This window comes from Pseudomonas syringae pv. tagetis (genome assembly GCF_022557255.1).
Classification (GTDB): domain Bacteria; phylum Pseudomonadota; class Gammaproteobacteria; order Pseudomonadales; family Pseudomonadaceae; genus Aquipseudomonas; species Aquipseudomonas caricapapayae.
Map to the genome: position 1 here is coordinate 2,000,313 of NZ_CP092923.1, position 24,286 is coordinate 2,024,598.

The 24,286-nt window shown below is 63.5% G+C and carries 5 protein-coding genes; 4 read left to right on the top strand and 1 reads right to left on the bottom strand.

Annotated elements, in window-relative coordinates; all coding sequences use genetic code 11:
* Positions 1-26 precede the first annotated feature (26 nt).
* Complete coding sequence (locus tag MME58_RS09135; protein ID WP_055006710.1) at positions 27-749, top strand: haloacid dehalogenase type II; 723 nt, start codon at positions 27-29, stop codon at positions 747-749.
* 59 nt (positions 750-808) lie between these two features.
* Here the strand turns inward: MME58_RS09135 and MME58_RS09140 are convergent, their stop codons facing one another.
* A complete protein-coding gene (locus MME58_RS09140) occupies positions 809-1,327 on the bottom strand; it encodes a GNAT family N-acetyltransferase (protein ID WP_055006709.1) in 519 nt (172 codons plus the stop codon).
* 616 nt (positions 1,328-1,943) lie between these two features.
* On the opposite strand from MME58_RS09140, the gene MME58_RS09145 reads away from it, so the two are divergent.
* The 3 genes from MME58_RS09145 to MME58_RS09155 are packed head-to-tail and all read left to right on the top strand — an operon-like array spanning position 1,944 to position 24,231.
* Positions 1,944-10,964: a non-ribosomal peptide synthetase gene (locus tag MME58_RS09145; RefSeq protein ID WP_055006708.1), complete on the top strand. Its 9,021-nt coding sequence runs from the start codon at positions 1,944-1,946 to the stop codon at positions 10,962-10,964.
* On the top strand, positions 10,961-15,073 hold the full coding sequence (locus MME58_RS09150) for a non-ribosomal peptide synthetase (protein WP_055006707.1): 4,113 nt from the start codon (positions 10,961-10,963) through the stop codon (positions 15,071-15,073). Before MME58_RS09145 ends, MME58_RS09150 begins: the two co-directional genes overlap by 4 nt.
* The gene (locus MME58_RS09155; RefSeq protein WP_082427557.1) at positions 15,070-24,231 is read left to right on the top strand and encodes a non-ribosomal peptide synthetase; all 9,162 of its coding nucleotides are present in this window, start codon (positions 15,070-15,072) and stop codon (positions 24,229-24,231) included. The genes MME58_RS09150 and MME58_RS09155 overlap by 4 nt, the downstream gene beginning before the upstream one ends.
* The last annotated feature ends 55 nt before the right edge of the window (positions 24,232-24,286 follow it).

The following is a 24,286-nucleotide window of genomic DNA, read 5'->3' on the forward strand; positions in this document are numbered from 1 at the left end:
ACGATACACATTTCGGGAGCGGCGATATGACCGGATTTGAACAGACAGGTTTTCTCGGGTTCGATGTATTCGGCACCGTCGTCGACTGGCGAAAGGGTGTCGCACGGGCCGCCGCCCCCTTTCTGCAACGCCATCGCGTGAACGTTGACCCCCTCGATTTTGCCGATCAGTGGCGCGGGCTCTATCAACCTTCCATGCAGCGGGTGCGCTCGGGTGAACGTCCTTTTGTGACACTCGACGTGCTTAACCGCGAGAGCCTGGAAACACTGCTGGCCCGGCACGAGGTGGATTTCGGCGCTATCCCTGACGCCGAGCTCGTCGAGCTCAATAAAGCCTGGGAACGGCTGGATCCATGGCCTGATTCCGTTGCCGGTCTGGCTCGGCTCAAGCGCAGGTTTTCGATCGGCACGCTTTCCAACGGGCACATCGCCGGAATGCTCAACCTGGCCAGGTTCGGCGGGCTTCCATGGGACGTCATCGTCGGCGCAGAAATCGCAGGCACGTACAAACCGATGCCCCAGACCTATCTGAAGTCCGCGAAGGCCGTGGGCCTTGCTCCGGAAGCCATCGCCATGGTGGCTGCGCATAATTCCGACCTGGCTGCCGCCCGCGCCAGTGGCTTCAAGACCGTATTCGTTCGACGTCCATCCGAGCATGGGCCAGGGCAGACCTCTGACCTTGACGCCGAACAGGACTGGGACCTGATCGTCGATTCCCTGACCGACGCGGCAGAAGCACTCGGCTGCTGAGCCCGAGCCGGTAAAGGCGGGGGGATGCGACGGTCGGGACAGCGATTACTGTCAGTGGCTCACTCGCGCAAATCCTTCCACATATGCACCTTGGAGACGAACCTGGAGCCCACAGCGACGGCAAGTGGCTCTACGCCAAAGGTGACAAAGCCCATTCGTTCATACAGCCCTTGTGCCTGGCTATTGCCCTGCGTGACAGTAAGCTGCACGACCAGAATCTCAGGACGCGATCTGGCGTGGGCAAGCACGCTGCTCATCAACTGATAGCCAATGCCTGTGTTCCTGTGCGTCAGGGGCACATACATACCGAAGAGGGTTGATTTATGGCTGGCCTTCTTCCGCGTTTCTACAGACAGCCCGGCGACACCCAGCAACTGATGGTCTTCAACTGCGGCGAACACGACGTCGGTAGCCGTATCGCTCTCATCGAGCCTTCTCTCCCACCATTCGACAGGCAGCGATTCACGTTGCTTCACGTCAGAAGTAAAGGCGTCTGGATGGAGTTCGTAGGCCTCAAGCATCAGCGCGCGATAAGCGACCGCATCAGCCGGTATCAGTCGTCGACAGGTGATGGTCATGAGCGCAGGGTTCCTCTGAGTCCGGCGCTGAGTATTGCATTCAAGGCCGGGAAAAGTCTTAACCCGGTGCCGATTTTTTAAACACGTCCATCGCCTCCAGCGCAGTGCCGTTTGACGGACACTTTCGGGGTTTGTAACTTTTTGTTTGCCTCACCGCCGAAATTCATGGTTATTATCCGGGGCGCTCAGGGCCAAAAACCCAGCGTCAATGATTGTAACGGGTCTACAAACCCCGCAGTCACAGCCGATCGGGTCCACCCTGGCGCTGACACCCCGGCGCAGGCCGTTCCCCGTCGTTGACCCTCAAACGGAAGATGAGGTTTCAATTGGTCACGCGGTATGCAAACGCCAGCTTCAGGGGCAGAGCGATCAGTCTCGTCAACGAGCCAGCCAACCCCCTTTCTGTATGCGAGTCGCGCCTTGCCGCGTTCGCCCGTCATTTCCCTGCGATCCCCCCGAGCGCTTCCATGTCTGGCCATGACGTGAGCGCAAGAGCGCGCGCCGCCCCCTGAGTGTCAAGGTTCATCCGGCATCTCTCATGCTGTGCCTGAAGGGCGGGAGGCTCTGTGCTTCCGTCCGTTCATAAAAATAATCTGCTCACGGACGGTGGTTCCTGATGGTCGACAAATCTTCCTCGCGCGGGACGGGCTTCGCTCATCCTGATACAGCGCACTTCTTTGACGAAAACCAGTCTGTACATGGCCTTTTCGAAGCGCAGGTGCAGCGTAATCCCGGCACCATCGCTGCGCGATTCGAAGAGGACGCGCTTGACTATGCGACGCTCAATATTCAGGCCAATCGTCTGGCCCATTACCTGCGCAGCCTCGGCGTTGGGCCGGATGTGCGCGTCGGCGTGTGCCTGGAGCGCTCGCTGGACATGCTGGTCGGCGTGCTTGCAGTGCTCAAGGCGGGCGGCGCTTACGTTCCGCTGGACCCCGCGTACCCGAAAGCCCGCCTGGCACACATGCTGGCGGACAGTGCGCCACGTGTGCTGTTGAGCCATGCTCCGGCGCGTGCGGCACTGTTGGCCGCTCTGCACGGCGTCGAGGTTGCACCAACCCTGCTGGATCTGGCCGACACCCCGCTGTGGGCAGCGCAATCAGTGCACAATCCGGACCCGCATGCGGTCGGGCTGACGTCACGCCATCTGGCTTACGTCATCTACACCTCGGGCTCCACCGGAACACCCAAGGGGGTGATGGTCGAGCATCGCGGGCTGATTGCGGTGAGTGCGGCATGGGAGCAGCTATACGCGCTGCGCAAGCCCCTCAACCACCTGCAGATGGCCGGGTTTTCCTTCGATGTGTTCAGCGCCGATCTGATCCGTGCGCTGGGGTTTGGCGGCACGCTCGTTCTGTGCCCGCGCGATACGCTGATGGACCCGCCGGCGCTGTATCGCTTGTTGAGCGAGGCACGCATCGATTTTGCGGACTTCGTACCGGCCGTGCTCAATCCGCTACTGGTCTGGGTGCAGGAAACGGGGCGCGACCTGTCGTTCATGAGCACGGTGGTCTGCGGATCGGACATCTGGACGGCCCACAGCGCGCGCCAGCTGCGCCGGTTGTGTGGCGAGCCTGTACAGATTGTCCAGGCCTACGGTGTCACCGAAGCGAGCATCGACAGCACCTGCTTCGAGTTCGAGGCCGACAGCCATGTCGACGCGGTGCTGCCCATCGGGCGGGCGTTGGCCAATACGCGGATTTACCTGCTCGATGCCGCTGGTGGCAGGGTTGCCCAAGGCGTGACCGGCGAACTGCACATCGGCGGCGCGGGGGTTGCGCGTGGCTACCTGAATTTGCCGGAATTGACCCGCGAGCGCTTCATCGACAGCCCGTTCGTGGCCGGTGAGCGGTTGTACCGTACTGGCGATCTGGCCCGCTGTCGGGCCGACGGCCATCTGGAGTTCCTCGGGCGCAACGACTCGCAGGCCAAGCTGCGCGGCCTGCGCCTGGAACTCGGTGAAATCGAGGCGCGTCTGGCCGAGGTTGCCGGTGTTCGTGACAACGTGGTGGTGCTGCGCGAGGACGGCGCGGGCGTGCCCAGGCTGATTGCCTACTTTCGCGAACAGACCGGCGCAGCGTTGACGCCTAAAGGCCTGCGCCAGCATCTGCAGCTCAGCCTGCCGGACTACATGATTCCTGCTGCGTTCGTGCGCATGGACGCGCTGCCGCTGACCGCCAATGGCAAGCTGGACCGCATCGCATTGCCTGAGCCTGGGGATGACGCATTCTATCGGCACGTCTTCGAAGCTGCGCAAGGCGAGAAAGAAATGGCCCTCGCGGCCATCTGGGCCGAGGTGCTGGGTGTCGAGCGGGTCGGTCGCCAGGATCACTTTTTTGCGCTCGGCGGCCACTCGCTGCTGGTGATGCGCGTGCTGGCCAAGGTCCGGCAGACATTGCATCTGGACGTGTCACCCTCAGCCCTGTTTACCGCCCCTGTGCTGCAGCAGTTCGCCGAACGACTGAGCTCCACTCGGCAGGGCAACCCACGCCCACCAATCACGGCTGTAGCGCGTAGCGGGGCACACACGCTGTCGTCGGCCCAGCAGCGCCTGTGGTTTCTGGCGCAAATGGAAGGCGGCAATGCGGCCTACCACATGCCCCTGAACCTGCGCCTGCGCGGGCCGTTGCAAGTGGCGGCGCTGGAACGCAGTTTCAATCAACTGGTGGCCCGCCACGAAGCGCTGCGCACCACGTTTTTCGCGGTCGAGGGCGAGGGGCGGCAGCGCGTGGCGACGGGAGCGTTCATTCCGTTGCCAGTCATCGACCTGCGCGGCGAGCGCGATGCCCAGGCGCGTCTGCTGGTATTGATCGACACAGAGGGCAGCAAGCCGTTCGATCTGGCGGTGGGGCCGTTGATGCGCGTCAGCCTGGTCAGGCTGGCCGACGACGATCACGTGTTATTGCTGACCCAGCACCACATTGTCTCCGATGGCTGGTCGATGGGCGTGCTGACACGTGAACTGGGATTGTTGTACGAAGCGGCATTGCACAAACATGCCAATCCACTGCCGCCCCTGCCTATCCAGTACGTGGACTACGCGGCCTGGCAACGCCAGTGGCTGTCCGGCGAAGTGCTGGATGCGCAGCGGCACTACTGGCGTGAAACCCTCAGCGGAGCACCGCTACTGCTGGCGTTGCCCACCGATCACAAACGTCCGGCGGCCCAGGATTACCGCGGCGGCTTCGTGCCGCTGGTCTTTGACCGTGCGCTGACGGCACGGCTCCGAGTGTTGGCTACGCAGCAGGGCACTACGTTGTTCATGAACCTGCTGGCGGCCTGGTCGCTGCTGCTGATGCGCCTGTCGGGGCAGGACGATGTGGTCATCGGTGTGCCCTCGGCGAACCGCAGCCAGCAGGAGCTGGAAGGGTTGATCGGGTTCTTCGTCAACACCCTGGCCTTGCGCATGACCCGCACCGGCAGCCCGACAGTGGCAAGCTGGCTGCAACAGGCGCGCAGCGTTGCGCTTGCCGCTCAGGAACATCAGGATTTGCCGTTCGATCAAGTGGTGGAGTTGCTCAACCCGCCGCGCAGTCTGGCTTACAGCCCGGTGTTTCAGGTGCTGTTCGCCTGGGAGCAGCATCAGGATTCCGATCTGGAATTGTCCGGGCTCGACGTCAGCGTGCTGCAAAGCGTCCAGCCAGTGGCCAAATTCGACCTGCAACTGGCCCTCAGCGAGCGTGACGGGCAAATCGTAGGCGGCCTGGAATACGCGTCCGGGCTGTTCGAGCCGGAGACCGTGATGCAGATGGGCGAATACCTGCGCCGCATCCTCACGCAGATGGTTGAGGACAGCGAAAAACCGCTTGCGACGCTCGACCTGCTCAACGCCGAGCAGCTTCGCCAGATCGTCCACGACTGGAACCGCACTGAAGGCAACACCTCGGGGCTGCCCGATTGTGTAACGCGTTTCGAGGACATCGCTCAACGCGTGCCCGGTGCCGAGGCAGTGCTTGCCGATGGGCAAACGCTGACCTATGCCGAGCTCAATCAGTCGGCCAATCGACTGGCCCATCATCTGATCCGGCAAGGCGTGAAACCCGAGCAGCGCGTGGGGCTGTGCCTGGAGCGTTCGCCGCAGATGGTCATCGGCCTGCTGGCCATTCTCAAGGCCGGTGCCGCTTATGTACCGTTCGACCCCGCCTATCCGGCCGAGCGTCTGGCATTCATGCTGGGTGATGCTGCACCGTCTTTGCTGCTGACTCAGGCCTCGCTGCGCGCAGGTCTGCCGCCGTTGCGCGACACACTGTCGGTCTGTTGTCTGGACGTGGATGCGCAGCTGTGGGCGCAGTGTTCCGATTCCAATCCGCAGGTTCGCGTCAGCCCCGGCAATCTGGCCTACGTGCTCTACACCTCCGGCTCCACCGGACGGCCCAAGGGTGTGGCACACAGCCGTGCGGCGCTGGACAACCTGATTGCCTGGCAACTGCAGCAAACGCCTGTGTCGCAACGCGTGCTGCAATTTGCCTCGTTGAATTTCGACGTTTCGTTTCAGGAAATCTGCAGCACCTTGTGTCAGGGCGGCAGCCTAGTGCTGATGAGCGAAACCGCTCGCAAGGACCTTGCTGCGCTGCGCCCGACGCTGGTAACCGAAGGCGTACAGCGGGCTTTTATGCCGTTTGCCGTGCTCCAGCAACTGGCTGGCCTGACCGAGACCGACGCGCCGATTCCAGCGGGTGGCTGCGAAATCATCACCGCTGGCGAGGCGCTGCTCATCAATGACGAACTGCGTGCCTTTGTCTGCGGCCTTGGCGGCGCGCGACTGCACAATCAGTACGGTCCGACCGAAACCCACGTGGTCAGCCAGTTCAGCCTGAACTGCGCAGAAGCTGGCCAGTGGCCGGATGCGCCGCCCATTGGCCGCCCCATCGCCCATGCGCGGCTGTACGTGCTGGACGGCGACTTGAATCCGGTGCCCGTCGGTGTGGCGGGGGAGCTGTACATCGCCGGCACCTGCCTGGCCCGTGGTTACCTGAATCGTCCGGACCTGAGCGCCGAACGCTTCCTGCCGGATCCGTTCGACCCGCAACCTGGCGCGCGCATGTACCGCAGCGGTGACTTGGCGCGGTTGCACGCTGACGGCAACGTGCACTACCTGGGCAGGATCGATCAGCAGGTCAAGCTGCGCGGCTTTCGCGTTGAACTCGGTGAGATCGACAGCCTTCTGCAGCAACAGCCCGGCGTGCAGGAAGCGGTCGTGCTGCTGCGCGAGGATGTGGCGGGCGACAAGCGTCTGGTGGCCTATGTGGTGGGGCCTGCAACTGCCGACACCCTGCGTGCCGCGCTGCACCGCCACCTGCCGGAACACATGATCCCGACGTCCTGGGTGTCACTGGCGCAGTTGCCGCTGACCCGCAATGGCAAGCTTGACCGTCAGGCGCTGCCTGCGCCCGAGCGCCAGAGCTCAGGCACTTACGTGGCCCCGCGTGACGAGACCGAGCGGCAGATGGTGCAGATCTGGGCCGAGGTGCTCAAGTCCGGGCAGGTCGGCCTCCACGACAACTTTTTCGACCTGGGCGGGCATTCGCTGCTGGCCACGCGGATGATCTACATGATCAACCAGCGCATGGGCGCGCAGCTGTCCCTGAGCAGCCTGTTCAAGACCCCGGTGCTGATGGACCTGGCAGAGCAGGTACGGCTCGGGCGTGGCGAAGATCATCCGGGGGAAACGTCGTTTACCCCGATCGAAGCTGATCGCGACGCACGTTACGCGCCATTTCCGTTGACCGATATTCAGCAGGCGTACTGGTTTGGTCGCGAATCTTCAGTCAGCCTCGGCGGTGTCAGCGCCCACGGCTACGAAGAGCTGCGCATTCCCGACCTGGATGTGCCACGTTTCGAACGGGCGCTGAACCGCATGATCCAGCGTCATGACATGCTGCGCGTGGTGTTCCTCAGCGACGGCACGCAGCAGATCCTCGAGAGCGTGCCGACTTATCACATGCCACGCAGCGATCTGCGCGACCTGTCCGTCGATGCTGCGCAGCAGGGCCTGCAAGTCACTCGCGAACGTCAGTCCCATCAGGTGCTGGACGCCAGTCGCTGGCCGTTGTTCGAGTTCAGTCTGTCGTTGCTCGATGGCGGCATCTGCCATCTGCATATCAGCCTCGACGCGCTGATCGTGGACGCTGCAAGCACGCAGATTCTGGCTCGCGAACTGATGGCGTTTTATGCCGAGCCGCAATTGAATCTGCCTGAGCCGGGTCTGACCTTTCGCGACTACGTGCTGGCCGAACACCGCTTGCGCAGCGACCGTCGCTACGAGCAGGCGCTGGGCTACTGGCGCGAAAAGGTGGCCACACTGGCGCCCGCACCGGATCTGCCGCTGGTGTGCCAGCCGGAAAGCATCAGCCAGCCGCACTTTACCCGCCGCGACCGCGAACTGTCGGCGCTGCAGTGGTCGCGGCTCAAGGAGCTCGCCAGACAGTTCGCGGTGACACCGTCGGTGATGCTGCTGACGGCGTTCAGTGAAGTGCTGGCGCTGTGGAGTCGGCAGCCGCGTTTCACCTTGAGCCTGCCGCTGTTCAACCGCATGCCCTTGCACCCGGATGTCGATGAGATCATCGGCGACTTCACCTCGCTGATCCTGCTGGAAGTCAGCCTTGATGCGGCCGCAAGCTTCACCGACAAGGCGCGTGCCGTGCAGGCACGGCTTTGGCAAGACATCGATCATTCCGTGGTCAGCGGGGTCAGGGTGCTGCGCGAACTGTCTCAGGCGCGTGGCGTGCAGCAGACCGCCATGCCGATTGTCTTCAACAGCACCCTGTCGGAGGCTGCGCCGGAACTGGCCGAATTCAATCTGGCCGACGCCCTGGGCGCCGAGCACATGCACAGCATCACTCAGACCCCGCAGGTGTGGCTGGACCACACGTTGCTGGAGCTTGAAGGGCGCCTGCTGTTCAACTGGGACAGCATTGACGAACTGTTTCCGGCGGGCATGATCGAGCAGATGTTCGACGCCTACAACGCGCTGCTGGACCGACTGCTTGAACCGGCTGCCTGGAGCGCCGGCACGGTGCACCTGATACCGCTGGCGCGATTGCCGGTACCCGATGTCAGCCCTGTCGATTCAGCGCTGATGCACGAGCTGTTTGACCGTCAGGCGCTTGCCACCCCGGATGCACCGGCCGTGATCGGAGTGCAGCGCCAGTTGAGTTATCGACAGCTGCGGGCAGAAGCACGGCACCTGGCGGCGCTGCTGCAGAGCAGGGGAGTGGTGCCCAATAAACTGGTCGCGGTCGTCATGGAGCGCGGCTGGGAACAGGTCGTGGCGACGCTGGCGATTCACTATGCAGGCGGTGCCTACCTGCCGCTCGATCCGGCGCTGCCGACGGAGCGCCTGGAGCACATTCTGCAACGTGCCGAAGCGAGCCTGGCCCTGACTCAGCCAGCAGTGCTGCAACGCATCGAGTGGCCTGCGCAAGTCGGCGTGATCAGCGTAACCGAACCGGTCAGTGTCGATCAGCCCGAACTGCACGCTGTGCACCTCACGCCAGATGACCTGGCCTACGTGATCTACACCTCCGGCTCGACCGGCATGCCCAAGGGCGTGGTCATCGATCATCGCGGTGCGGTCAACACATTGCTCGACATCAACCGGCGCTTTGCCGTCGGCGCGGTGGACCGGGTGCTGGCGATTTCGTCGCTGAGTTTCGACCTGTCGGTCTATGACTTCTTCGGCACCCTGGCAGCAGGCGCTGCGGTGGTGATGCTCGACCCGCAGCAGGCACTTGACCCTGCGCACTGGCTGGCGCTGATCGAGCAGCATCGGATCAGCCTGTGGAATTCAGTGCCCGCTTTGTTCGGCATGTTGCTGGAGCATGCCGAAAGCGAGCGTCGCGCGTTACCGTCGAGCCTGCGGGTGGCGATGCTGTCCGGCGACTGGATTGCGTTGACGCTGCCCGAACGCGCCTGGGCGCTACAGCCAACGCTGCAATTGATCAGTCTCGGCGGGGCAACCGAGGCGTCCATCTGGTCGATTCAGTATCCGCTGCAACAGGTCGATCCCGCCTGGCGCAGTATTCCCTATGGCAAGGCACTGGATCACCAGCGTTTTTACGTTCTGGATGACGCGTTGCAGGTTCGCCCGACGTGGGTGGCCGGTCAGTTGTACATCGGCGGTATCGGTCTGGCCAAAGGCTATTGGCGCGATGAAACCCTGAGTGCCGGCAGTTTCTTTGCTCACCCGTTGACGGGCGAGCGTCTGTACCGCACTGGCGACCTGGGGCGCTGGCTGCCCGACGGCAATATCGAGTTTCTCGGTCGGGAAGATACCCAGGTCAAGGTTCAGGGGCATCGTATCGAGCTGGGCGAGATCGAAGCTGCGCTCAATCGCCATCCCGGTGTGCAAAGCGCCGTGGTCCGCGTGCTCGGCGAAGCGCTGGGCGAGAAACGGCTTGCAGGCTACGTACTCAAGGCCGATCCAGCGTTGCAGGCCAGTGATTTCAATCAGTACCTGGCAGACAAACTGCCCGCCTACATGGTGCCGTCCTCGTTCACCTTCGTGCAGGAGTGGCCGTTGTCGTCCAACGGCAAAGTCGACAAGAAACGCCTGCCCGAACCGTCGCAGGCTCTGGAATCCGGTCCTGCGCTTGAAGTCGAGGGGCCACAGGAGCAACAACTGGTGACGATTGTGCAGGGCGTGCTCAAGCGGCCTTCGATTGCTGCCGACGCCAATCTGCTGAACCTGGGCGCAACCTCGATCGACATCGTCAGGATCAGCAATGCGCTGTCCGGCGAGCTGCGTTTCCGCCCCAATGTCGCGCAGTTGCTGGCGCAGCCAACCCTGTTCAATCTGCTCGGCATGTACCGCCAGAGTCTTGCCGACGGCAGCGTGATCGACAGCGTCCGGCAACGCACGTTTGCGCCCGAACAGGTGATTGAAGATCCGCAGCAGCGCGCCCGCTTCAAGGCCGATCAGCGTGGGCGCCGGGCGTTCGATCCGCACGTTCCGACGCTGGACCTTGCGCGGCCGGATAATCCGGCTCTGTCCCGACGGTTCAGTGATTACCGCTCGGTACGCCAGTTTGCTGCCCGGCCGATTCCGACCCAGGCATTTGCCGGGCTGTTGGCCAGCCTGGCGCAAGGGCAACTGGACGGCGAGGTCAAATACCAGTTTCCGTCTGCGGGCGGTCTGTACCCGATCCAGAGCTACCTGTACGTCAAACCGCAGCGGGTGGCCGGCGTTGCGGCGGGGGCTTATTACTACGATCCGATTCGGCATCGCCTGCTGCGGCTCGACAGCGATGTGCTGGACCCCGACACCTACGATTATTTCGTCAATCGCCCCGTGTATGAAAACGCTGCGTTTTCGCTGTTCTTCGTCGCCGACATGGCAGCGATCCGACCGTTGTATGGCGAGCGCAGTCGCGACTTCTGCCACATCGAAGCCGGCGGCATGGCGCAATTGCTGACCATGACGGCGGTCGAGCAGGGCCTTGGCCTGTGTGGAATGGGTTCAATCGAGGAGCAGCAGTTGTCGGCGCTGTTCGACCTGGGAGCGAATCATCAATTGATCTACTCGATGGTGGGCGGCCTGCGCACCGCCGCCGAACAACGCCACAGGCAGGTCGAGGCGTTCGCCTCTGCTGCGGATCAACCGGACGAAGCCAGCGACATGGAGGAGATAGAGATATGAACGCCTATCAATTGCTGGAGCTGTTCGGTCGCCATGCCGTGGTGCTGGAAGTGGACGGTGACAAACTGCGCTGCAAGGCACCGCGCGGGTTTCTGAATGACGAGATGTTGCAGGCGCTCAAGCAGCACAAGGCAGAGCTGATTGCCTTGCTGAGCGGCACGGACCCGGCGGCGATACCTCGCCGGGCCGCCGGGCAAATGGCGTTGCCGCTGTCTTTTTCGCAACGCCAGCTCTGGTTTCTCGATCAGATGGAGCCGGGCAATGCGTTCTATAACGTGCCCACGGCGGTCGTCTTGACGGGCACGCTGGAGGTGCCCGTGCTGGAGAAGGCGCTGAACGCCTTGATCACGCGTCATGAGATATTGCGCACCACATTCGCCAGCGTAGACGGCGAGCCACGGCAGATCGTGCACCCGGCGATGGCGCTGGTGATGCCGGTCGTCGACCTGCGCAGCCTGGCGCCGGAGGCGCGAGAAGCGCAGGTCAGAACGGCTGTCGATCACGAGGCCAAAGCGCCATTCGATCTTGCCAGCGGCCCATTGTTGCGTGCCTCGCTGCTGCGCCTGGCCGATGAGCAGTACCTCTGGCTGTACAGCGTGCACCACATCATTGCCGATGGCTGGTCGATGGGCGTGATCGCTCATGAAATTGCAGCCTTGTATGGTGATTTTCTGCGCGGTCAGGCGTCCAGTCTGCCGCCGCTGGCGGTGCAGTACGCCGATTACGCTTGTTGGCAGCAACAGCGTCTGGGCGGCGAGGCGCTGGCCGGGCAGCTGGCTTTCTGGCAGCGCACGCTGGCCGACGCGCCACCGATGCTGACGCTGCCGACCGACCGACCACGCCCGAGTGTGCAGCGCTACGCCGGGGCCACGTTCAGCTCGACGGTCGACGGCAGCACCTTGCGCGCGCTCAATGCCTTGGCGAGACACACCCAGGGCACGCTGTTCAACGTGCTGATCGGCGCGCTGTCGGTATTGCTGTGGCGTCATAGCGGTCAGCGGGACCTGTGCATCGGCACGCCGTTCGCCAACCGCAGCCGTCCCGAGATCGAGCCGCTGATCGGCCATTTCGTCAACACCCAGGTCATTCGTCAGCGCCTCGATCCGCAGCAGACCTTTGCCGAACTGTTGCGTGAGGTACGCGCCACCCTGCTGGATGTTCACGCCCATCAGGACGTGCCGTTCGACCGGGTGGTAGAGGCCGTCAACCCGCCGCGCGATAGCGGTTATTCGCCGTTGTTTCAAGTGATGATGGTGTTGCAGAACACCCCGGGCACTCCTGCGCACATGCCGGCGTTGAGCATGACGCCGTACGGCACCGGTAGCGCTACGGCGAAGTTCGATCTGGCTTTCGAGTGGGTCGAGCGCGACGGTCTGCTGAACCTGCTGGTGGAGTACAACACCGATCTGTTTGAGCGGGCCAGCATCGAGCGCCTGAGCGGGCATTATCGGCAACTGCTCGAGCAGGTCGCGCTGGACCCCAAGCAGCCGGTCGGCGCACTCACGCTGATCACCGCTGCGGAGCGCGAACAGATTCTCGACGAGTGGAACCGTCCGGCGGCGCTGACCCAGCCTGTCGATTGCGTGCATCGTTTGATCGAGACTCAGGTCGCGCGTCGCCGGGACGAGTGCGCAGTGATTTTCGAAGGCCAGTCGCTGAGCTACGGCCAGCTCAACAGCCAGGCCAACCGCCTTGCGCAGCACTTGCGCAGCCTCGGCGTCGGCCCGGATGTGCGCGTGGCGGTCTGTATCGAACGCTCTCTGGAACTGCCAGTGGCCTTGCTGGCGGTGCTCAAGGCTGGCGGTGCCTACGTGCCGCTGGACCCGGATTACCCGTCGGGACGCCTGCGCCATATTCTTGATGACACGTCCCCGGCGGTGCTGCTTGCCTTGGGGCCGACCCGCGAAATACTGCGTCAGGCGCTGCACGGTGCGGCCTGCGAAGTACCGATTATCGACATACAGGCCGACGCGGTGCTGTGGGGCGAATGTTCGTCGGACAATCCACATCCGCAGCGCGTCGGAGTGAACGCCGACCATCTGGCTTATGTGCTTTACACCTCCGGCACTACCGGTCTGCCCAAAGGCGCAATGGTCACGCATCGCGGGCTGAGCAACCTGCTGCTGTGGTGTCAGCAGTTCTGTGGCGAATCGGGAAACATGCTGCACAAGATTCCGTTCGGTTTCGACGCTTCGGCCTGGGAGATCTTCTGGCCGTTGCTGACCGGCGGCCGATTGGTCATTGCGCGTCCCGGCGGCCATTTCGAACCCGGTTATCTGGCCCGGGTGGTGCGTGAGCAACGTGTCACCGCGATGGTATTCGTGCCAGCCATGTTGCAACTGTTTCTGGAAGTCGAAGAGGTCAGCGCCTGTCACACCCTGATGGATGTGTTCAGCGGCGGCGGCGAATTGTCGCCAGCTCTGGCCAGACTCTTTCAGGAACGGCTGCCGCATGCGCGCCTGCACAACGTCTACGGTCCGACCGAAACCACGGTGATCAGCAGCGTCTGGACGCTGGACCCCGGTGCCGAGGTGCCGACACGTCGATTGCCCATCGGCCACCCCATTGCCAACACGCGTTTTTACGTGCTCGACGAGCGCGACGCGCCAGTCCCGGCGGGTGTGACCGGTCAACTGCACATTGGCGGCGTCGGCGTTGCGCGGGGTTATCTGGGCCTGGCCGCGCTCACTGCCGAGCGCTTTATCGACAACCCGTTCGTTGCTGGTGACCGCCTGTATCGCAGCGGCGATCTGGCGCGTTATCGCGCAGACGGTCAACTGGAGTTTCTCGGTCGCAATGACTTTCAGGTCAAGCTGCGCGGCATCCGTCTGGAGTTGAGTGAAATCGAAGCGCGGCTCGACCTGTTTCCCGGCATTCGCGCCAGTGTGGCGCTGATCGTCGGCGATACCGCGCAGAACCAGCGCCTGGTGGCGTGCTGCGTGACCGACAGCGCCCTTGATGAAGCGGCGCTGCGTGCGCACCTGGCGACGACGCTGTCCAGCGCGGTGATGCCCAGCGCTTATCTGTGGCTGGACGCCTTGCCGTTGACGGTCAATGGCAAGGTCGACCGTGTGGCGCTTGCGGCGCTGGCCGATCAGGACCTGGTCGATCGGCAGGTCAATATCGGCAGCCCCAGAGACCATATCGAACTGACGCTGTATCAAATCTGGAAAGACCTGCTGCTGGTGCCGCAAATCGGCATCCGTGACAACTTCTTCAATGTCGGCGGGACGTCGATTGCGGCAATCAAGATGGCTTACGAGATTGGCCGGGCGTTCAGTGTCGAGGTGCCGGTGCGGGTGATCATCGGCCAGCCGACCATCGAGGCGCTGGGCGGCTGGCTGCGCACCGGGGCCAGCCTGACCGCGGCACAGGGCAATCTGATCGAATTCCGGCGCGGTGCCGGGCAGCGCAATGTCGTGTGCATTCACCCGGCGGGCGGCACTGCGTTCTGCTACCTGTCGCTGGCCAAGGAGCTGCCGGAAACAATCGGGGTGTACGGGGTGCAATCACCGGGCTTGAATCCCGGAGAGAGCACCGAGCCAACCGTCGAGGCCATGGCCGACGCCTATCTGCGGCGCATCGCGTCACTGACCTCGCAACCGTTGATACTCACCGGGCTGTCGTTCGGCGGCCTGGTGGCTTACGAAATGGCCCGGCGCCTGACGGCTGCCGGCAATCGTCAGGTCACGGTGGTGCTGCTCGATACCCAGGGCTCGGATGATCCGGGGTTCCGGCAACAGATCGGCACCGTGGACATGGCTGAGTTTCGCGACAAACTGGTGCGCTTCAACGGCATGTACCCCGGCATCGAAGACGCGCAGGTCGAGCGTTACTTCCACCTCTATAACCACAACCGTCTGGCCATGGCTGCTTACGAATGTGAGCCGCAAGCCGGGCGCATCGTGCTGATTCAGGCGCGCGAAGGTTTCAGCCGCACGCAGTTGCATGAGCTGCGCAGGTTCTGGCGTCGCCGTGCGGGCAATGGCTATCGGGCCCGGCTGGTGCACGGCGGCCATTGGGACATGCTGGAAAGTGCCGAGGTGCACCGGGTCTCACAGACGCTCAGGCAAGAGCTGCAACGTTTCGATACGCAGGAGGCGCAATGATGAGCAGGCACCAGGAAAATAATGCCCGGCACCCCACGACCCTGCTGTCAGGCTTTGCCGGGCAGGTCGCACGCAATCCCCACGCGCTGGCAGTGATCGACCAGCACGTACGGCTGACCTACGAGCAATTGGCCGGCACCAGCGAGCGCATCGCCAAGGGTCTGCTGGCACAAGGCACAGGCCGCGGCGATCCGGTGGCTTTGTGCATGCCGCGTGGCTGGCAATGGGTCGCCACAATCATCGCTGCGTTGAAAGTGGGGGCAGTCGTGGTGCCGCTGGATCGCGCCAGCCCGGCCCGGCGTCGCACGCTGATGCTGGACGATGCAGGCTGTGTCGGGCTCGTCACCCTGGGCGAAGATTCTTCTGCCGTGTCGACGCAACGGGGCTGGCACGTCAGCGTCGAGACTCTGCTGGATTACCCTGATCAGCCGCCACAGCCTGTGCCCGAGGACTTCGCCGAGCTGAGTTTCCTGTTCTACACCTCGGGCACCACCGGCACACCCAAAGCTGTGGAAGTTGGCGAGCGCGGCCTGTTGCGTCTGGCCCACACCGACCGCTACATCGACATTCGCGAAGGCGACCGTTTCGCCTGCCTGTCCAACCCGGCGTTCGATGCCTGTAATTTCGAGCTGTGGGCACCGCTGCTCAATGGCGGCTGCTGCATCATCATCGCGGATGCCGACCTGCAGGACGCACGACGGTTGGCAACCGTGCTGGAAACGCAGCAGGTCGACAGCCTGTTCATGACCGTTTCACTGTTCAACACGCTGAGTGCAGATACCCCTGACTGTTTTGCCAGCCTGCGTCAGGTGCTGATCGGCGGCGAGCAGGTCAGTGCCGCTGCGGTCCGTGCCTGGTATCAGGCCAATCCCGATAGCCGCTGCCGGATCTTCAACGTCTACGGCCCCACGGAATGCACCACCTTCGCGCTGTGCCATCCCATTGCCCGAGACTTTGTCGGTGACGCGGTGCCGATTGGCCAGCCTTTGCCGGATACGGGCGTGCGCGTGCTCGACCCGCAACAGCGTCCGGTTGCTCCCGGCGAAGCGGGCGAGCTTTATCTGAGTGGCAGCGGGGTCGCACGGGGTTACCGCAACCGCCCCACTGAAACCGCGCACAGTTTCGTGCGCCTGCCGGTATCCGACGGCGGGGAAGCGCTGCATTACCGAACCGGCGATCAGGTTCGAGTCAATGCCGAGGGGTTGATCGAGTACCTGGGCCGGATTGACCGCCAGGTAAAGGTACGGGGTTTTCGCATCGAGCCGGGCGAGGTCGAGCAGCGCATTCTGGAGCATCCGCAGGTGGCGCAGGTGCATGTCTGTACCCGCAGGCAGGCTGCCGAAGACCACCAGTTGCTGGCGTTCATCGTGCCACGCGAGGGGCTGGGCTATCGCGACCTTGACCAGCATCTGCGCGAACATTTAGCCGTGTGGATGCGCCCGCATCAGTTGTTTACGCTGGAGCGCCTGCCGCTGACGGCCAACGGCAAGATCGACCAGCGTGCGCTGCTTGCCCGGCCCTTGAAGCCGTGGCGAGCGGACGCCGACTCGCCGCATGACGATCAGCACTCACCCGCGCTGGACTGGCTGTTGAGCCAGGCCCGCAGACTGCTCGCACAACCTGAACTGAATGGCCACGACGACTGGCTGGGCAGTGGTGGCGACTCTCTGAAGGCCATGCGCCTGCGTTCGGCAATCCGCACACACTGGCAGCGGGAGGTTGCCCTGAGCGCTTTGCTGAGCGAATCGTTCGCCGTACTGGCCGAGCGCCTGAGCGATGAGCAGGGCGCTGCGTCTGCCTATCCGCCCGCGCCACCGGTCAACAGGGCAGGGCGTGCGCCAGCCACTGCCGAGCAAAGTCGCCTGTGGTTGCTACAGCAACGTACGCCGCAGGCAACGGCCTACAACGTGCCGCTCATCCTGCATCTGGCGGCAGGCATTCAACTGCCCGCGCTGGCCGAAGCCGTGCAGCGTCTGCTGGCCCGCCACAGCGGGTTACGCAGCGCATTCGTGTCCGCAACCGACGGGCTGCATCAGCAGGTCTGCGACCGCGATACGCTGTGCCGGACGTTCGATGTGGGCGCGTTCAGTGAACAGACCTGGCGCAGCTTCGCGGCGCTGGTATTTGATACACCTTTCGATCTGGCGACATCAGCCCTGTGTCAGGCCTGGCTGTTACCGTTTGCCGATGGCAGCTGTCGCTTGCTGATGAACCTGCACCACATCGTCGTCGATGGCTGGTCGATGAACCTGTTGTTCGATGATCTGGTGCAGCTCTACGACGATGCGCTGCACGGGCGGGCGAGTGCCGAGCCTCCGAACGGCCTGAGTACGCTGGAGTTCGCGCTCTGGCAACGGCAATGGCGTGTCGACCCGCGCTATCGCGACCAGCGCCGCGCCCTGGCCGCGCTGCATCGTCGACAGCAAGCCTGTTCGTCACCGCTGGTGCCGGTCCGTGAGCCAGGCCTGCAGGCACGGCTGTACCGCCAGCCGCTGGGCGTCGCGCGCAGTGCTGCGCTGGATCGGTTTTGCAGTCAGCAACGCGTCACCCGCTATGAAGTGTTGTTCAGCGTCTATGCCTGGAGCGTGTATGCGCTGACCGGTTGTGAACGGCCGCGAATTGCCAGCCCGGTCTCCAACCGCCCGCTGACCGAATTCGAAGACGCGATCGGGATGTTCGCCAACACCGTGCTGATCCCGACGGCGTTCGACGATCGCATGGCGCTCGACCGGCAGATGCACCATCAGACCGCCACGGTGCGGGAGGTACTGGCCTTGCAGGACGTTGCGCTGGCTGATTTGGTGGAGGACCTGCGGTTGTCGTCCGGCAGTGCGCTGTTCGATTTCATGTTCGTGCTGGAAAACACCGACTATGCCCGGCTTGCTAAGACCGGCTTGCGAGCCACGCTGGAGTTGAGTGAAACCGTGCAGGCCAAATGCCCGCTGACCTTGTCGGTCGTCGATGCCGGTGCACAGCTGGAATGCTGGTGGGAATACCAGTGCAGCTACTTCGATGCCGGGCAAATGGTCGCCGCCCAGCAGGTGTTTCAACAGGGTCTTGATCTGCTCCTGGAAAAACCCTCGACCCTCCTCGACGATCTGCTCACGCCCTACCGTTTCAGCCTGCCGCCTGCCAGTCAGGGTGGCCGCGATGAGGCTCCGTTCGGCACCCTGGCCGACTGGTTCGAGTATCAGGTGAGTTGCACACCGGACGCCCCGGCACTGGTCGCTGATCGGCAGTGTGTGAGCTATGCCGAACTGGACTCGCTGGCTGACACGCTGGCGGCCACCCTGATCGAGCAATGTCCGCAGCCGGAGCGCACTGACGCAGCGCTGCAAGTGGTGCTGTACCTCGACGCGTCGGTCGAGCATATCGTCGCCTTGCTGGCGCTGGCCAGACTCAACCTGACGGCCGTGCCGCTTGACCCTGGCTATCCGCTGGCGGTGCAGCACCAGGTCATGCAGCAGGCACAGCCGTGTTGCCTGCTGTACAGCAGCGCAACCGAGGCGGCGCTGGATCGGTTGAGTGCCGGCCGGCTGGTTCGTCATCGGGTCGACCTGAGCGCTGCGGCACGGCCGTTCGAACGTCGCCGTCATGCGGGTGAGCGACCGTTGTACACGCTGTTCACGTCCGGCTCGACGGGTATCCCGAAAGGGGTTCAGGTGCCGGACCGGACCCTGTGCAACCTGTTGCACTGGCAGCGCACTGAAGGGCATTTGCCGGCCAGGTCGGTGACTCTGCAGTTCTCGATGCTGTCGTTCGATGTGTCGTTTCAGGAGATTTTCAGCACCCTCTGCGGTGGCGGCTGCTATCACCTGATCAACCCGCTCTGGCGACAGGATGCCCCGGCATTGCTGGACTACCTGCTGCAGGCGCGCATCGAACGGCTGTTCCTGCCGTGCGTGGCCTTGCAGCATCTGGCGCAGACCGCCGTCAGCCAGGGCGTTTACCCCCAGGCACTGCGCGAAGTGATCACGGCAGGCGAACAACTGCTGTGTACCGAGGCACTGCGCAGCTGGTTTGGCGGCATGCCGCAGGCGCGTCTGTTCAACCATTACGGCCCGACTGAAACCCACGTGGTCAGCGCCTGGCGTTTGCCCGCAGAAGTTCAGGACTGGCCGCTGCGAGCGCCCATCGGGCTGGCGGTGAACAACGCGCGCCTGCTGCTGGTGGATGAATACGACCGCCCGGTGCCGAGTGGCAGCCAGGGTTATCTGCTGGTGGCCGGACCGATGATTTCGCGCTGCTACCTCGCTGACCCGACACTGAATGCCGCGCGTTTTGTCGAATTGCCGCAGCCCGAGGGCAAAACCCTGTTCTATCGCACCGGCGACCTGGCACAGATGGGTGTCGATGCGTGCTTGCACTACCTTGGCCGCGATGATCAGCAGATCAAGGTCAGTGGCCAGCGTCTTGAGCTGGGGCAGATCGAAGCCGCACTGATGCAGGTCGCGCAGGTCAGCAATGCCGTGGTAGCCATGCAGGGCGAGCCGCCACGCCTGGTTGCCTGGCTGCACACCGAAGGTACGCGGCCCGATGTGCCTCAGCTTGATCGGCAGGTCATGCTGCACCTGCCTGCACATGTGCGAATCGACGAGTACCGGTGCATCGAGGCCTGGCCGCGGACGCCCAGCGGCAAGATCGACCGAAAGGCGCTGAGCGCGCTGGGCGAAGTGCTGCAACGGCCCCGCACGGCGCTTCCTGTGCCAGCACTGAGTGCGCTCGAACAGCAATTGAGCGAGTTGTTCGTTGCGGTTATCGGTCGCGACATCGAGCCCGATCAGACCTTCTTCGAGGCCGGTGCCACCAGCCTCGGTCTGATGCGCCTGCATGCCCGTTATAATCAGGAACTGCCGCAGCCGGTGGCGATGGCAGCGTTGTTCGAGCATGTCACCGTGCGCCTTCTGGCGCAGCACCTTGCGGCCTCGCCATCTGCTCCCGTGGCCCGTTTGCAATCGCCTGAAGCCGGTGAGCAGCCGATGGCAATCATCGGCATGTCGGTGAACGTGGCGGGAGCCGGCAATCTCGCCGATTTCTGGGCGATGGTTCAAGGAAACGAGCTGGGCATCGAGCTGTTTGATGCCGCCGATGGATTGGTCGGCGCTCGCAGTCAACTGGCGGGCCTGCTGGATTTCGATCCCGATTATTTCGGCATCAGCCTTCAGGAAGCGCGCTTGATGGACCCGCAACAGCGCCACCTGTTGATGGGCTGCGTGCAGGCCTTGCAACATGCTGCGATCACGCCAACAGCCGATGGCCCGCGCATCGGTTTGATCGCCAGCTGTGGCGAAACCACGTACTTCCAGCAAATGCTGCGCGAAACGGCCGAGGCCGATCTGCCGGACGGTTTTCAGATGGCGCTGCACCACGACAAGGATTTCCTGGCCACCAAGGCGGCTTACCACCTGGACCTCGACGGTCCGGCCTTGAGCGTTCAGGCGGCGTGTGGCAGCTCGCTGATTGCCGTGCACCTTGCGGCGGCGATGCTGCGCCAGGGCGACAGTGACGTGATGCTGGCCGCCGGGGTGCTGATCGACCCGACCCTGACCGATGGCTACCGTTACCGCCCGCAACACATTTTCTCTCGCGACGGGCTGTGCCGGCCGTTCAGTGACGACGCCAGCGGGACCATCGGTGCCAGTGGTTATGGGGTGGTGGTGCTTAAACCGCTGGCTCGCGCCCAGGCCGATGGCGACCGGATCTACGCGCTGGTCGAGGCTTCGGCGCTGAACAACGACGGTCGAGCCAAAATGAGCTACACCGCGCCGTCGGTGGCGGGGCAGAGCGCAGTCATCAGCGAGGCCTTGCGCAAGGCCGGCGTCACGGGTGCCGATATCGGTTACGTCGAGGCTCATGGGACCGGCACGTTGCTGGGCGACCCGATCGAAGTGGCCGCGTTGAGCAAGGCCTTCGGTGCCGCACCTGCCGCCAGTTGCGCACTGGCGTCAGTGAAAAGCCAGATCGGCCATCTGGGCGCGGCGGCGGGTGTGGTCGGGCTGATTCGTGCAGCGCTTGCGGTGTATCACGGGGTGATCCCGCCCAACCTCGGGTTTACCCGGATCAACCCGCAAGTCGATCTGCAGCATTCACCGTTCTACATTCCCGGTGCCTCACGACCGTGGCCCGAGGGCCGTCGACGTTTGGCCGGGGTCAGCAGTTTCGGCATCGGTGGCACCAACGCGCATGTGATTGTCGGCGCGCCGCCACCGCAGGCAGAGATGACAGAGGATTGCCCGCCGTGCCTGTTGCTGTCCGCGCACAGCCGCACAGCACTGGAACACGACGTAAGGGCGATAGAAGCATGGCTCAACACCTTTCCCGAGCAACAGACGGCGCTGCTGCGTTACCTGCAAAGCGGTCGACGTGCACTGCGCTGGCGCTTGGCGATGATTTGTCAGCCGGGTCAGGCGTTGCGCCTGCAACCCTCGGCGATCAAACAGGTGACGATCACGGATGCACGCCTGAACGCCAGTGAGCATTCACCGCAAGCATTGCTGGAGGCCTGGTATGCGGGGGCCAGTATCGACGCGCCGACTCGTTCGGCACCGCCACCGTGGAACTTGCCACCCTCTGCATTCGATCTGCAGACTTTCCGCTTCAAGCCATCCGCCCACGTCGAGCCATCGCCGCACACCGCTGACCGCCAGCCGATGGCCGACTGGTTTTACCAGCGTCAATGGCTGCGGGTACGTCGTCTGGGCACGCAAACGAATGGCGAGCTTCGTGGCGTGCTTGTGGTCTGCGCCCACGAGCGCATGGAGGCTGCGGTGCTTGATAGCCTTCAAAGCGTTTACCGGCAGGTTGTCGAAGTTCAGGCCGGCAACGGCTATCAGCAGCTTGGCCCGAGCCGTTATGAGCTGGATCCACTGGACCCGCTAGCGTTCAGCCGACTGATCGCAGCGCTGGAACACAATGGACACACTGCAACCGAACTGGACTGGCTGCATGCCTTGCCGCTGTCGGTAGGCGGGGTAGTCGGCGAGCAAAGCCTGGCAACCGCGCAATGGGCCTGTCTGGACACGGTCAGCGCGCTGTTGCAAGCCTGGGGGGCGAGCGAGCACAAGACAGCTTTGCGGCTCTGGCTGCTGTCCTGGCAGGCATGCCCGGTAAATGGCACGGTCCTGCGCCCGGAACTGGCGGCACTGGCTGGCGTCACCGAGGTAGCCCCGCAGGAGTACCCGATACGCTGTCACTGGCTGGATCTCCCTGCGGCGCGGTTGGACACCCAGGCTCGGCAACTGGCGGCACTGCTCGCCGACCCAATGTCACTGCCACGGCGTATGGCCATCCGTGACGACTATCTTTGGCAACCACAGCTGCAGGCCAGTCCGCTTGCGGAGCCTGCGGCCGTTTCGAATCTGCTACCGGCAAATGGCACGTTTCTGGTACTCGGCGGCACAGGTGGTATAGGGCGTACCTTGTGTGAGCACTTGCTGCAATCAAGCCAGCGGCGGGTGGTGTTGCTGTCGCGCCGCAGTGAGATTGCGCAAAGCCTGCACGCTCATGCCTCGCGCATCGACAGCGTCCAGGCGGACATCGCCGATCTGGCGCGCTGGCCTGGGGTGCTTGAGCAACTGCGCGAGCGTTACGGGCAGTTCGACGGTGTGATTCACGCTGCGGGGACCGGAGCGGGCAGCCTGATCCGTCAGCGCGATGCTCGGGTACTGTCCGAAGCGATGGCAAGCAAGACCCGCGGCATGCTGGCGGTCGAAGCCTTGATCGAGCAGATGAAACCGGGCTTCGTGCTGTACTGCTCGTCGATGTCGGCACTGTTCGGCGGTGCCGGACATCTGGACTACGCCGCCGCCAGTGCAGTGCTCGATGGTTTCACCTATTACCGCCCGAACGCCGAAAATGGCTGCGTGCGTCTGGGCATCAACTGGGACATCTGGCGCGATATCGGCATGGCCGCTGCCGCTGGCATCTGTGATGAAGCGCATCAGCGGCACCTGGCGGTCGGCATGTCGGCGCAGGAGGGCTGCCGGGTATTCGATGCAGCCCTGACGGCTCAACTGCCGCAATTACTGATCTCGACGACCGAACTGAACACTGCACGTCAGTTCTACCCGGCGCGACATGGCGGCAGTGACTCGACGGTGATTGAAGCCGCGCCGGCCTTTGCGGCAGAAACCGGTCTGCGTGAGCGTCTGCACGGCTGTCTGTACAAGTGGCTTGGCGTGAGCGCCCTGGAGGAGAATGACTCGTTCTACGAACTGGGTGCCGACTCCCTGACCCTGCTGGACCTGATCGATGAACTGCAGGCCGCGACAGGCGTGGTCTTCCAGCTGTCACAGTTCAGCCACAGGGTCAGCCTGCTCGAGGTGCTGACGCTGGTGCAGCAGGCAGCAGGGGAAGGGGCGGCGGCAGTCGACGAGCACTGGGCTGACGCAGTGCGGATCGACCAGTGGCATGCGGGGGCAGGCCGCGAACGACTGTATCTGATTCACCCGGTGGGTGGCGATGTGCAGGCATACCGCGAGCTGGCCTCGGCGCTGCACCCTGATCTCGGGGTGTGGGTGATCGCCGATCCGGCGTTGCGCCTGCCTGAGCTGCCGAACATCAGTGTGGCTGAACGGGCGCAGCTTTATCTCAAGGCGTTGCAGGCCCATTGCCCGTCAGGTTCAGCCTGGCGACTGGCTGGCTGGTCATTTGGCGCGTGGGTGGCGCAGGCGATGTGCAGTCTGCTGGCAGACGACTGCGAGCAGCCGTTGCTGTACCTGATCGACCCGCCCGCGCCGGATGCTGGCACAGAGCTGGCGAAGATCGACGAAGCGCATATCCAGCAGGTTTTCCAGCGCGAGTTTTCTGCACGCCGCACAGACTTGCCGGACAGCACCACCGCAGCTACAGAAGAAACGCCGCGTTACCTGCAAAGCCTGATCGTCTGCTGCCGGAACAACATGGCCAGCATGGTCGATCATCGACCCTTGTCACTGCCGTGCACCCGCGCGCGGCTGTTCATTGCCACGCATCCCAACCCTTACGGCATGGGCAGCGCCTGGCGGATGGCGGATCTGCAGCAGGCCTGGCAAGGGCTGTTGCCGAAACGGTCGGGCTGGCAGCCACTGGACACCGATCATTACGGCATCGTCACCGCGCCCTGGGCTCAGGTGATCGCCGAGATGATCAACGCTGACCTGTTGTCGGCAGAAGGTTGAACGTGTGGGCAGCAGACTTTTCAGGCGGGCTGACCGCGTAAACGAATCACGGGCA

Excerpts from the sequence above, each read along its gene's own strand:
- MME58_RS09155 (WP_082427557.1), top strand. The coding sequence starts at position 15,070 with ATGATGAGCAGGCACCAGGAAAATAATGCCCGGCACCCCACGACCCTG.
- MME58_RS09140 (WP_055006709.1), bottom strand. The coding sequence starts at position 1,327 with ATGACCATCACCTGTCGACGACTGATACCGGCTGATGCGGTCGCTTAT.
- MME58_RS09150 (WP_055006707.1), top strand. The coding sequence starts at position 10,961 with ATGAACGCCTATCAATTGCTGGAGCTGTTCGGTCGCCATGCCGTGGTG.
- MME58_RS09135 (WP_055006710.1), top strand. The coding sequence starts at position 27 with ATGACCGGATTTGAACAGACAGGTTTTCTCGGGTTCGATGTATTCGGC.
- MME58_RS09145 (WP_055006708.1), top strand. The coding sequence starts at position 1,944 with ATGGTCGACAAATCTTCCTCGCGCGGGACGGGCTTCGCTCATCCTGAT.